This is a genomic window from Scytonema millei VB511283 (genome assembly GCF_000817735.3).
GTDB classification, from domain to species: Bacteria; Cyanobacteriota; Cyanobacteriia; order Cyanobacteriales; family Chroococcidiopsidaceae; genus Chroococcidiopsis; species Chroococcidiopsis millei_B.
This window is the reverse complement of record NZ_JTJC03000003.1, coordinates 526,078-538,699: the sequence shown is the minus strand read 5'-3', so window position 1 is coordinate 538,699 and position 12,622 is coordinate 526,078. Positions and strand designations below refer to the sequence as shown.

General features: G+C 46.2%; 10 protein-coding genes and 1 tRNA gene. 5 read left to right on the top strand and 6 right to left on the bottom strand.

Annotated features, from left to right (window positions below; genetic code table 11):
• Window positions 1–136 precede the first annotated feature (136 nt).
• Window positions 137–1,021, top strand: coding sequence for a LysR family transcriptional regulator (locus tag QH73_RS14260; protein ID WP_039713265.1), 885 nt, complete (start codon window positions 137–139; stop codon window positions 1,019–1,021).
• A gap of 180 nt (window positions 1,022–1,201) precedes the next feature.
• On the opposite strand, the gene QH73_RS14255 is transcribed toward QH73_RS14260, so the two are convergent.
• Window positions 1,202–2,107, bottom strand: a complete 906-nt coding sequence (locus QH73_RS14255) for a LysR family transcriptional regulator (RefSeq protein WP_039713266.1) — start codon at window positions 2,105–2,107, stop codon at window positions 1,202–1,204.
• Between the two features lie 177 nt (window positions 2,108–2,284).
• Here QH73_RS14255 and QH73_RS14250 point away from each other — a divergent pair, with 177 nt between their 5' ends.
• Window positions 2,285–3,409, top strand: a complete 1,125-nt coding sequence (locus tag QH73_RS14250; RefSeq protein WP_039713267.1) for a TRAP transporter substrate-binding protein — start codon at window positions 2,285–2,287, stop codon at window positions 3,407–3,409.
• Here QH73_RS14250 and QH73_RS28825 read toward each other — a convergent pair.
• Entirely contained in the window at window positions 3,389–3,514 is a 126-nt protein-coding gene (locus tag QH73_RS28825; RefSeq protein WP_286194114.1) for a hypothetical protein, read from the bottom strand. The two genes, QH73_RS14250 and QH73_RS28825, sit on opposite strands and share 21 nt — an antisense overlap.
• Window positions 3,515–3,587: 73 nt before the next feature.
• Here QH73_RS28825 and QH73_RS14245 point away from each other — a divergent pair, with 73 nt between their 5' ends.
• On the top strand, window positions 3,588–4,265 hold the full coding sequence (locus QH73_RS14245) for a class I SAM-dependent methyltransferase (RefSeq protein WP_039713268.1): 678 nt from the start codon (window positions 3,588–3,590) through the stop codon (window positions 4,263–4,265).
• 8 nt (window positions 4,266–4,273) lie between these two features.
• Here the strand turns inward: QH73_RS14245 and trhO are convergent, their stop codons facing one another.
• The gene (trhO, locus tag QH73_RS14240; protein WP_039713269.1) at window positions 4,274–5,191 is read right to left on the bottom strand and encodes an oxygen-dependent tRNA uridine(34) hydroxylase TrhO; all 918 of its coding nucleotides are present in this window, start codon (window positions 5,189–5,191) and stop codon (window positions 4,274–4,276) included.
• A gap of 128 nt (window positions 5,192–5,319) precedes the next feature.
• Here trhO and QH73_RS14235 point away from each other — a divergent pair.
• Window positions 5,320–5,392: transfer RNA gene (locus QH73_RS14235), tRNA-Ala, on the top strand.
• Between the two features lie 28 nt (window positions 5,393–5,420).
• On the opposite strand, the gene QH73_RS14230 is transcribed toward QH73_RS14235, so the two are convergent.
• From QH73_RS14230 to QH73_RS14220, 3 genes are all read right to left on the bottom strand, one after another.
• Window positions 5,421–6,965: a beta-barrel domain-containing protein gene (locus QH73_RS14230; RefSeq protein WP_063777298.1), complete on the bottom strand. Its 1,545-nt coding sequence runs from the start codon at window positions 6,963–6,965 to the stop codon at window positions 5,421–5,423.
• Window positions 6,962–9,895, bottom strand: coding sequence for a peptidase domain-containing ABC transporter (locus tag QH73_RS14225; protein ID WP_039713271.1), 2,934 nt, complete (start codon window positions 9,893–9,895; stop codon window positions 6,962–6,964). The genes QH73_RS14230 and QH73_RS14225 overlap by 4 nt, the downstream gene beginning before the upstream one ends.
• Window positions 9,896–9,994: 99 nt before the next feature.
• The gene (locus tag QH73_RS14220; protein WP_039713272.1) at window positions 9,995–10,726 is read right to left on the bottom strand and encodes a peptidylprolyl isomerase; all 732 of its coding nucleotides are present in this window, start codon (window positions 10,724–10,726) and stop codon (window positions 9,995–9,997) included.
• A 630-nt stretch (window positions 10,727–11,356) separates the two neighbouring features.
• Here QH73_RS14220 and QH73_RS14215 point away from each other — a divergent pair.
• Window positions 11,357–12,601, top strand: a complete 1,245-nt coding sequence (locus tag QH73_RS14215; RefSeq protein ID WP_039713273.1) for a Zn-dependent hydrolase — start codon at window positions 11,357–11,359, stop codon at window positions 12,599–12,601.
• Window positions 12,602–12,622: the final 21 nt, after the last annotated feature.

The window sequence follows — 12,622 nt, the reverse complement described above, 5'->3', positions numbered from 1 at the left end:
CTCAATTCGTCAACTTTTTTGATGCTAGCTTGAGAATTAGTAAAAATTAATACAGATATTCGTCAAGATTGATTCACTATTAGTATCAATCGGTAAATTAGATGAAAAAAGAAAAGCGATCGCCACTATTAATGCTATGAACACAGAATGGTTGCGTTGCTTTGTCGTCCTAGCAAAAACCTTAAATTTCAGACGCGCTGCCGAACAACTACACATGGCGCAACCATCCTTATCGCGGGCGATCGCTCAACTGGAAACAGAACTGGGAGTTCAACTTGTCAAGCGCACCACGCGCCAAGTCCAACTGACAACGGCGGGACAAGTTTTCTTGACGGAAGCGCAAGCAATTTTGCTACGCACAGAGCAAGCAATTCGTGCGGTGCGTCAAACTGCCATCCAAGCATCGGGAAGATTGGGTGTAGGATTTACAGAAATGGCACTACAGACAATCGTGCCGAAAGTCCTATCTGTATTTCGCGATCGCTTCCCCCAGATCGAACTCGACATTTTTGAAGCCTGTACGGAAAATCAAGTAGAAGCACTACAACTTGCCAAAATCGATGTTGGATTTCTACATCCACCGCTTCGCACGTCATTTTTGACAGTACTACCAATCGATCGAGAACCCCTGATGTTTGCCTTACCTGTAGGGCATCCACTGTCACTACAAGAGGCGATCGCTTGGTCGGAACTGGCTAATGAAACACTCATACTACACCAACGGCAGGATGGACCTGTATTATACGACTACATCATCCATTGCTGCGAACGAGCGGGATTTACTCCCAAAATCGCTCACAGAGCCACAGGACAAACTTTTATCGGCTTGGTGACAGCTCAACTAGGAATTAGCCTGTTAGCACCGAGTATGCAGCAGGTCAAAAACCCAGGAGTGGTATTTGTAGCGATCGCGGACGACGCACCAACTTTGGAGTATGCTTTTGTATGGCGGCGCGAGGACGCATCGCCCATAGTTGAAGCATTTCGTCAAGTGGTTGAAGAAGTTGCTGTTGAGTGGTGACGAGTTCTTGGTTGTTGGTTGTCGATCGGAGCATAGTGCGTGTGGTGTTGGGGGCGGTTGCGTCTGGTTGGTGAGTCCAATGTATGACCTATTTTTGATCTGGGAAACAGTCAATCTACGACTGAAACCGTTGAATCCGAGCTAAACCTGCCCGCACAAGTACTTGGTTTGTTAGAGATCTCATGCCACAGATTCCTGACCAGATTTTTGACTGAGTTCTTCAACTACATGGAGAAACTGCTGCACGATGGGCGAGAAATTATCGCGACGACGAGCGATCGCCAGTTGTAATTTTGGTGCAGTTCCCTTTAATCGTCGATAAATCACCTCTGTGTCACCGACGTTTTGCAGATATTCTGGCACAAATGTAATTCCCATCCCTGCGGCAACTAAACCGACTCTCGTTTGGCTGGTTTCGACTTCTTGCACTACATTGGGATAAAAACCTGCCTGTTCGCATAATCCAACGATTCGATCGTAGAATTTCGCACCTGACTGACGCGGATGCAGAATAAACGCTTCGTTGGCCAGCATACTTAAAGTTAAGTGTTTTCGATCGCTCAAATGATGTCCTTTCGGTAAGGCAACAATCCAGACTTCTTCAGCAATCGGTTGCAGGGTAAGCAATTTCTCGTCAACGGGGAGATAGAGGAAGCCCACATCTACCTGATGACTGTGAAAGGCAGCGACCTGATCGTGCGTACAACGTTCGTTCATCGTCAGTTGCACGTCGGGATAGCGTTCGCGAAATACTCGCACAATTTCTGGGAGAACGCTTCGCAGCGCCGAGGCAGTAAAACTCAATCGCAATTGTCCGACTTCTCCTCGCGCCACCCGTTTGGTTGTTTGGATCGCTTGTTCTGTATGACGAAGAATCTGCTTGGCTTCCTCAAAAAAGGTTTGTCCGGCGATCGTCAGTTGCACGCTGCGTTTGCTGCGCCGAAACAACTGTACGTCCAATTCTGCTTCTAAAGCCTGAATCTGCCGACTCAAAGCAGGCTGAGTCATGTGCAATCGCTGGGCTGCACGACCAAAATGCAAGTCTTCTGCCACCGCAACAAAGTACCGAAGATCGTGGAGTTCCATAGCGGATTAATAACTTCAAAACATTAATAACAGGACAAAGAAGCATTGGACAGTATTAATTATCGCCTCTTATGTTAAAAGGTGTACGCGATTTTTAAGTTCTGCATCATTTAATAACTAATTCGTCACCTTTCTCGACTCAATTCCTTTGTTACCTATTCATCAGGAGGTTATGGTATGGATCGCAAAGGCTCGATTCAGCGTCGCAATTTTTTACTCGGTGCAGCTGCTTCTGCAACAGCGGCGATCGCAATCGGCAGTCAGACGCATCAAACGGCAAAGGCTCAGTCAGCCGAATTTCGCTGGCGCATGGTGTCTCGTTGGGATAAAACCTTTCCCGATCAACTGGCTGCCGGACAGCGATTAGCCGATCGCATTGCTGCCATGAGCGGAGGGCGATTGGTCATAGAGGTATTGCCACCAGATACAGTTGTTCCCTCTTCTGAGGCGTTGAAGGCAGTGAGCAATGGCACTGTAGAAATGAGCCGCAGTCTGGCATACGATTGGCGAACTCAGTCTCCGGTTTTAGAGTTTTTCTTTGTCGTTCCCTATGGGTTCACTCAAAATGAAATTAGCGTCTGGCTGCACTACTTTGGCGGACAGGAGTTGTGGGATGCGGCGTATGCTCCATTTGGCGTGAAAGCCTTTCCTGCGGGTTCATTAGGCGCACAGTCCTTCGGTTGGTTCCGCAATGAAATTAATACGTTGAACGATTTAAAAGGTATGCGATTTCGCACGACAGGCGTAGCCGCAGATGTCATATCTAAGTTGGGAGTCCGCCCAGTATCGATGGATTTAGAGGAAATTCGTCAAGCCATGCCAGCGGGAAAGCTAGACGGATTTGAGCTTGTCGGTCCGCTGGTCGATCTGCATTATGGTTTGCACAAAATCGCGCCGTATTATTACTTCCCATCCTATAATCAACCCTCCGGCTTAGTTGAGTTAGTTGTGAATCGGGAAAAGTATGAAGCATTACCGACCGACTTACAGCAGATTGTGGCGATCGCTGCCCAAGCGGAACACGACCAGGGTTTCGCAGAAGCTAATGCAGGGAATGCCAGGGCGCTCCAGACGTTGAGCCGCGATTATAATATCCAGGTTCGGCAGTTGCCACCGGATGTCATGAAGGCGTTAGGAAATGCTTCTGGTGAAGTCATTGCAGAAATGCGATCGCGTGGCGATCGCTTGACGAAACGAACTATCGATTCATTTCTATCCACTCGTCAAGTCCTGATGCAATGGAGTCAGGTAACTGAGCAAAGCTTTTTAACCGCACGAACGTTACCATTTACGTATGGTTAACTGACTTGTATCGCGATCGTGCTTCACCTCGTAGCTCTCGTCGGGCTGCCTAAAAATCGGTGTAGGTCCTCTACCAGATATAGGGGCGTACATTCGAGCAGCCATTTTTTGCTAGATCTCTCAAACCTACATTTCGTAGGTTCATGCAGGAGGTCTACTACTCACTCCTCACTCTACAATGACTTGGCAAACTCTTGGATTGGAACCACATTTATACAATTACTTATTATCTGTTTCCTTGCGAGAACCAGAAATTTTGATGCAACTACGTCAAGAAACTGCTCGTCATCCATTAGGTAAAATGCAAATTGCCCCGGAACAGGGTCAATTTATTGCCTTATTGTTGCAATTAATCGGAGCAAAAAAAACTTTAGATATTGGTGTATTTATGGGCTATAGTTCTTTATTAATGGCATTAACATTACCCATTGATGGTATAGTAGTATCTTGTGAAAAAAGTGAAGAATATGCTGCGATCGCGCGTCACTGGTGGCAACAGGCAGGCGTAGCAAATAAAATTGACTTGCACGTTGCACCAGCCAAGGAAACTCTTCACCATCTCATAGAAACAGGTGGAACTGAAACATTTGATTTTGCTTTAATTGATGCAGACAAGAGTAATTACGAGATTTACTACGAACAAGCACTTCAGCTGATACGTCCAGGCGGATTAATTGCAATTGATAACGTGTTATGGTCGGGACGAGTTGCCGATCCACAAATTCAGGATAATCGCACTAAGAAATTACGCACCTTAAATCAAAAACTTCATCAAGATCGGCGGATTACTCTCAGCCTTGTACCAATTGGAGACGGTTTAACTTTGGCAAGAAAGGTAATGAATGCTAATTGCTAATTGCTTCCTTATCTCTCTTGTCCCCCTTGTCCCTTCTTCTCCGACTCCCGACTCCCGACTCCCTGTTTTAATTTTTCTTGCTGGCGGCTTCTTTTCTCCTCGGTAAGCGTATCAAAGCAATCAGGACAAGAAATTCCCTCTTCGTACTTTTCGGATTGTTTATCTAATTCCGAAATTGGGTGTCCGCAACTACGACACATTTCATAATTGCCTGGCGCTAAACCTTGTTGCACGGCTACCCGTTCGTCAAATACAAAACACTCTCCTTGCCACAAACTTTCTTCAGATGGAACTTCCTCTAAATATTTCAAAATTCCACCTTTGAGGTGATAAACTTCCTGAAATCCTTGAGACAGCATGAAAGATGAAGCTTTTTCACAGCGAATTCCTCCCGTACAAAACATTGCTACCTTTTTATGTTTGTCGGGATTGAGATGTTGACGCACGTATTCAGGAAATTGGCGAAAAGACTGGGTTTGGGGATTTTGCGCTCTTTGGAAACTCCCAATTTTTACTTCATAATCATTGCGGGTGTCAATCACAACGACTTCAGGATCGCTAATAATTGCGTTCCAGTCTTGAGGATTGACATAAGTACCGACTTGCTGACTCGGATCTGCTTCTGGTATTCCAATGGTGACAATTTCCCGCTTCAACTTCACCTTCATTCGCTCGAATGGAGGTGCTTCCGCATGAGATAACTTATACTCTAAATCTGCAAAACGCGGATCGGAGCCAAGAAAAGCAAATAGGGAATCAATTACCGTTCGGGAAGCAGCGGCAATTGTGCCATTAATTCCCTCCTCTGCGAGTAGAATCGTCCCTTTCACCCCTTGAGACAGGCAGTAAGACAATAGCGGTTCGCGTATTTCGGCGCAGTCTGGTAAGCTGACAAACTTGTAAAACGTGGCAACAACCTGAGTCATGGCTTGGAACTGGTAGAAATTTCTGGAATATTTTTGGTGATTTTGCTCGTTTAGCTCTTGACCATATTGTTTTAGAGTAGCTATAATAACAAAGTTGTCGAAAAAACGACAGCAAACTCATGACTCGCGGGGGTTTAGCTCAGTTGGTAGAGCGCCTGCTTTGCAAGCAGGATGTCAGCGGTTCGAGTCCGCTAACCTCCATATTTGATGATTAATTATTTAACCCCAACTACCTAATTGACTCGACGCTTCTGATTTGCTTGTCAAATAGATCGGTCAAAATACTCATAACCGATCGCTTGCGGATAATAATCCCAGCATTGACTCCCATCCCAGATTGTAAGGAAATTGGTCTGCCATTCACCGATAAATTTTGCGATTCTAATTGAATTTTGGCAGGAAAAGCGTAGTATTGTCGCTCTTGAGTTGGTGCTAAAGCATCGGAACCAACCCAAATAATTTTTCCTTTGAGTGTACCGAATTCTGTTGAGGGAAAAGAATCGACGCGCACGTCTACTTTCATTCCCTCGCGCACGAAGCCAATATCTCGATTTGTCAGATATACCGAAGCAACCAAATTATCGTTGGGAACGATCTTTAAAATCGGTTTCGTATCACCTATCACAAAACCCGCAGCACGGGGTTGCAAGTCAAATACAGTTCCATTTACTGGAGATTTGAGTTGCTGATATTTGACAGATTGTACGGCTTTACTAATTTGCGCGTCAATTTCTGCTAACTTTGTCTTATTTTCCAATCGCTTCTGGCTTAATTGACTATCAATTTCCGCTATTTTTTTGTGATTCTCAGCAATTTTACTATGAACTTCTTTCGCTGATGCGGCAATTGTATTCTGTAATTCTTCCTTAGCTCGATCGATAGAAATTGCCAACTTTTGTTGTTCGGCTGTTAAGCGATCGACCTCTCCTTGTTTGGTAATAACTTCTTGTTGTTGGCGCTCGTATTGAATTTGAGAAATTGCCCCTTCTCCGGTTGCTAAGGGAGTAATCCGCTTTAAAATTTGATTGTTGACCTTGAGAATTTGCTTTGCCGTTGCTAGCTCTTTTGTAGTTTGCGATCGCTGTTTTTCTAATTCTTGAACTTGCTTTCGCGCTGCCTGAACTCTCGATTGAATTTCATTTTGGCTGGCTGTCAATAATTGACTTTGATTATTTGCAAAATCTGTCGTTTCTCCAGAAGTAATATTACCCCCCTTGAGAACATTTTGAAAATAGCGATTTTCCGACATCAAATCGGCGCGTAATTTCAACAGAGAAACTAAATCGGCACTTCCAGAAACCACAGGTTTACTACTATTAATCGCCTGGTCGTACAACTGATTTTCTTGCACTAAACTAGAGCGAACTTTTGTGAGAGAATCTAAGTCAGCTTGAGGTGAAGTCGGGTCTAAAGTGACTAAAAGCTGATCTTTTTTCACGCTCTGACCGTCTTGAACGTGAATTTCTCGTACCACTCCCCCAGTGGGAGCTTGAATTTCTTTAACTGCCCCTAGCGGCTCTAATTTACCCGTTGCGACTACAGTTTGATCGAGTTTAGCAAATGTCGCCCAGGCGATCGCCGAAGTTGTCGCACCGACAATCAACCAAATAAACAAATGCGACCACAAAGCAGGACGGTTTAATACTACCGATGAATTCAGAAATTGTTCTTCAGATTTTGCTAGCGGTTCGGTATTCACAGTTGCGACTCCTGTTCTAGATAATTTAGGTATCTGTAGGGGCGCACAGCTGTGCGCCTCTACAAGGGAATTCACAGTTGTGACTCCTGTTGTTGATAGAGGCAGAAATAACGCCCCTTGAGTGCCATTAATTGTTGGTGAGTGCCTTGTTCTACCACCAGCCCTTTATCCATTACCAAGATCGCATCGGCGTTTTTTACCGTGGCGAGGCGGTGGGTAATGAAAAATACGGTGCGCGAGTGAAATGCTTCTGCCAAATTCTGACAAACCTGCCGTTCCGAATCGTAATCGAGAGCGCTGGTGGCTTCGTCTAAAATCAGCAGTTTGGGGTTCTGCAATACCGTGCGGGCGATCGCAATCCGTTGTCTTTGTCCCCCCGACAGCGCCGAACCCCGTTCCCCAACGTTGGTGTTGTAACCGTTGGGTAGAGACATGATAAAGTCGTGGGCGACGGCAATTTTAGCAGCGGCAATAATTTGTTCTGGACTCGCTTCTGGATTCGTCAGGGCAATATTTTCCTGCACCGTGCCGTTGAATAACAAAGTGTCCTGCAACACCATGCCGATTTGTCGCCGCAGGGAATACAACTCAACTTTGCTAATGTCGTAATTATCAATTTGAATCGTCCCTGTCGTCGGTTCGTACAGACGCGGTAACAACTTCGTCAGCGTACTCTTACCCGAACCACTCTGCCCGACAATCCCGACAAACGTACCTGCGGGAAATTCTAGATTTACATTAGTCAGTTGAAACACACCGCTGTTGCCAAAGCGGAAAGACACGCCATCAAATTTGACTGCCCCTTCAATTTCTGGCATTGGCAGTTGCGCCCGGTTTGCCTCGTCTACTTCTGGGTGTGCGTCGAGAATATCACCTAAACGCTCGATTGATAAAGCAGTTTCTTGGAAGTTTTGCCACAGTTGGATCAACCGCAACAAAGGACTGGTGGTGTAGCTAGAAATGATCCGAAAGGCGATTAATTGTCCCAGGGTTAATTGTTGGGCAATCACCAGATATGCCCCAACCCACAGTAATAATAGCCCGGAAAACTTATTGAAAAATCCGCTCACCGAACTTGCCGTAGTCGAAGTCACCACGGTATTAAACCCAGCGCTGATGTAACGGGCGTAGCGTTCGTACCAGTGCCAGCGCGATTTGAGTTCGATGTTTTGCGCTTTGACTGTTTGAATTCCCGAAACAACTTCTACTAAATAGGATTGGGTATCGGCGTAGCGTTCTGCTTTCACCCGCAGTTGCTTGCGGACGATCGGCGCGACGAAAATTGTCAATATGGCAAAGATCGGAACTGTTGCCAGGGCTACGAGTGTCAGTATCCAACTGTAAAAGAGCATCACGGCGATGTAAATCACCGAGAACACGGCATCTAATACCACTGTCAGAGCAGTACCCGTGAGGAATTGCCGAATATTTTCTAACTCGTTGATCCGAGAAGCTAATTCCCCGACGCGGCGGCGATCGAAATAACTTAACGGTAGCCGTAGCAGGCGATCGATCACTTCCGAGCCTAAAGCAATGTCGATGCGGTTCGTAGTATCGACAAATAAATAAGTTCTGACTCCCGTGAGTAAGGCTTCAAATAGCGCTACCCCTAGCAACAGAATGCCCAGGACGTTTAATGTATCCAAAGCGCCGTTAACCAAAACTTGGTCGATGATGACTTGGGTAACGAGGGGATTGGCTAAACCAAATAGCTGCACGAAAAATGATGCGATCAAAACTTCGATCAATACACCGCGATGGTGGGCGATCGCAGGTAAAAACCAGCGCAGGCTAAATCTTTCCGTCTTTTCCCCCGGACGTGCTTGCAGGAGCAACACTTGTCCTCCCTCGCCCCAAGCGCGAGCAAAATCAGCAGGAGTTTGACGGTGAATCCCGATTTCGGGAACGGCAAGTGTCAGTTCTTTGTCGTCGCAAGCGTAGAGAATTGCCAAACTATCGTGGTAGCGAATTAAAGCAGGAGTCTTGAGACGCGCGATCGCTTTACTGGGGACTTGAATTAATTGGGCGCTCATGCCTAACATTTCGGCGATCGCGCCGCAGCTTTGCAAAGAAATTGTTCCGAGAGATTTCTGCTGATTTTCCAATACCCGTCGCACCGTGTCCCGTCGCCACGATACGCCCAAATACTGACACAACATTTGGAAGCAAGCCATTGCTGCGCCAATTTCTCCCTGTCCGCGCACAAAGGGATATTTTACAGGTTTGGTGTTGGTTGCTGGGGCTACTGGGGGTTGTTCAGGGGCGTAGGGAACTTCTAGATCGGTAGGAGCAAGTACGACGGGCATAGTTCGTTCGACTTCCTGGGGTAATTTCACGCCCAGCAGCCGCACACCTGGCTCTGTAATTGTGGGGGCTGAACCGTTCAGCTCGAAACGGCTGCCGACGATCGCCTCTTCACCACTACTAATCAGCCAAGTGCGATCGCTCTTTAATTGCGTCCCATCTGCTTGTCCTGCGAATAAATTCACCACCTGAACAGATTGACTCAGTTGAAATACCAAGTCTTTCAGTTTTGTGGCACTGTCGGCGCGACGTTGGAGTTCTACACTCAGGAGTTCGCACAATTCACATGGAGAAAATTGCGCTTTGACGTGTTGGGCAAAAGTCGGTTCGGCTTCTAGACTTGCTAAAAAGTCGGCGGCGGGAATCGCGATACAAACAACTTCTGTAGAGGCGATCGCGGTTTCACAGGGAGTATTGCGAATCAAACTCGCCCACCCCAAGACGGTTTTTGGTTCGACTAAACCCAAACTTACCGGGCTTTGCTGGCGGCGATCGTAGCCGATTAATCTAGCAGTACCCTGGTAGATCACTAACACCTGCGTCGGCATTTTTTCCCGCACGAGTAGCGGTTGCCCGATCCGATAGCGCCACAATTGACATTTCGTTGCTAATTCCTGTAGAGTCGTTGCTGGCAGCGGATGGAATAAATTGGTTTGAGCGAGAAATGCCTGAAATTGAGAGCTAGAAATAGTAGCTGTCATGACGAATTCAAAAGTTAAAAGTCAAAATATGCCAAAATCAGAATTTGCAGAGCGATCGGCTCGATCCTGTGCGGGGTCTGACTTGGCTACGGGCAAATGCTAAGACCAAGAAAATTGCAATGGTTCGAGCTGCTGAATTTGTTCGTTCAGCCAGGTTTCAAACATTTCGTTGAGCAAACGCTGCCGCATATTTGCGTCTAATTGAGCTGGTAGCAACTTTTCCAACCGGACGATCGTAAACCAGTTTTCGATCCGAGTCGGTCGCCAAAGCTGCCCTGGTTGACCGATGGAAAGAATTTTGGCAAGAGTTGGATTGAGTTGACTGAGTGGCACGGGTCCGATGACTCCGGCTGTATTTGCCTCCGATCCTTTAGAGTATTGTTGTGCCATTTCAGCAAAGGTTTGCTCCCCTTCGAGGATGCGAAAGTAAATTTCTTGTGCCAGCAAACCGTCTGTTGTCCGCAGTAAGGAAAAAATAGCTTGGTCGAAAGCTGCTTTGCGACTCATAAAATAGGACTCGACCTTTGCACCCCAAGTATCTTGTTTGAACTTCTCAATCAGGAGCGATCGCACGGCGACTTCTGCCATCTGTGCCTCACTCATGCCAGCTCTTTTTAACCAAGCTTCTCTTGACTCTGGATCGTTTATGTGATACTGTCTCTCAAACTGCTCGATTGCTTGTTGGCGTTCGGCTTCGGTACAAAAATAAGGAGCGATCGCGCGATCGATAACGATTCCCCGCATCAACTGCGGTAACAATTGATAGCGACTCAACAGAGACGGAATTTCTTGAGTGGGAATGATGCTGTTTAATTGAAACTCTGGTGCCATATCAATATATAGATATATAAATTTACAGCCCTAGCTGGAAAACGCATAACATAATTTGTGTTCGACTAGGGTTGCTCATAATTGTCCTTGCGAATACTAATACTAATCTCGATCTAGCCGATCTCGCGGTAAAAGGTAAAAAGTCTTTATTCTTTACTCAATTGACTTCCCTACTAATTTTTGATTAGCGCTGTATAGGTAAAAATTCCCCACATTAGCTGCATACTAAATTTACTCCCATCTCATCTTATCCATGTCATCTTTAGCGGAATTCGCTTTTCTTTAGCAATCTTTGATTTTTCTTATGACGTTGTACTCCAGCTAGGGAAAATTAAATGACAAAACAACTAAAGTTACAAGAATTTCGGATTTCTTGATAAAAGTTTATTTTTAGTGATTAACGCTCGGCGATCGATTGTCAGCGTCCGCTCGCTGCTCGATCGCAATTCTCGATTGCGTGTGTGACATTTGTAGGGGCGCACAGCTGTGCGCCTCTACTCGTGTGTTTTATCCAATTGAAAAACGCTATCAAACCTTTTGTACCTGAATTAACAATCTCAGGGCAAAAAACAGAGTATACTGTATACAAAAATGTCTGGGAATAAATATTCTAATCTGAGATATTGCCAAATGGTAGATACTTTATCCCAACTGTCGATAAACAGCGATCGCCTCATCCAAAGCATCGAACAGTTAGCGCAAATTGGCGCTTTGCCTGGTGGAGGAGTGCGGCGGATTGCCTACAGTGCCACAGATATGCAAGCTCGCGATCGGGTGCAACAATGGATGCAAGCCGCAGGGATGAGCGTGAAGATCGATCCGGCTGGCAATATTATCGGTAGATATCCAGGCAAATATCCCGATGCAGCAGCTTTAGCAACGGGTTCCCACATCGATACCGTACCGAATGGCGGACGTTATGATGGTGCGTTTGGAGTCTTGGCAGGATTGGAAGTGGTAAGAGTCCTGCAAGAACAGCAAATTCAACTGAATCGCTCTCTAGAAGTCATTGTCTTCACTGATGAAGAGGGGACGATGATTGGCAGTAAAGCAATGTCCGGTAGAGTCATTCTCGATCCGGCGACATATCCCCGTGTTGATGGCATCGACATTCAAACTTGTTTGACGCGGGTTGGCGGCGATTGGAACCGACTGACAGAAGCACGTCGCACCGCCGCAGACATAGCAGCTTTTATCGAGTTGCACGTCGAGCAAGGTCCCGTTTTAGAATGTCTTGGCAAGCAGATCGGTGTTGTAGAAGGAATTGTCGGGCAAAGACGCTATATTATTACCGTTAAAGGTAGTTCCAGCCACGCGGGTTCTACACCAATGCAAATGCGGCAAGATGCCTTGGTAGCTGCCTCAAGAGTTGTACTGGCAGTGAATAAAATTGCGCATACCCCAGGCGGGCAACAGGTAGCAACCGTAGGCTGGATGGAAGTTTTACCCAATGCGGCAAATGTCATTCCTGGGTTAGTAAAGATGAGCTTAGATATTCGGGATTTATCCAGCCAGCATCTCGATAATTTAATGGCAGAGTTGAATGCAGAGATAGAAACGATCGCCGTTGAAACTCAGACTTATATCGATTTACAACCCCGTTTGCGAAACGAGCCAGCTTTAGCAAAACCGCAGATCCAACAAGCGATCGCGCAAGTGTGCGAAGATTTGAGATTGAGTTACACCCATCTACCCAGTCGCGCCAGCCACGACGCGCAAGAACTCGCCACTTTCACCGATATGGGGATGATTTTTGTGCCGAGTAAAGCGGGTGTCAGTCATGCTGAAACGGAGTTTACTTCGCCAGAACAGTGTGCTGAAGGAACGAATGTTTTATTGCACACGTTTTTGGAATTGGATCGGCAATATATCTAATTCGCATTGCATACAGGCAGT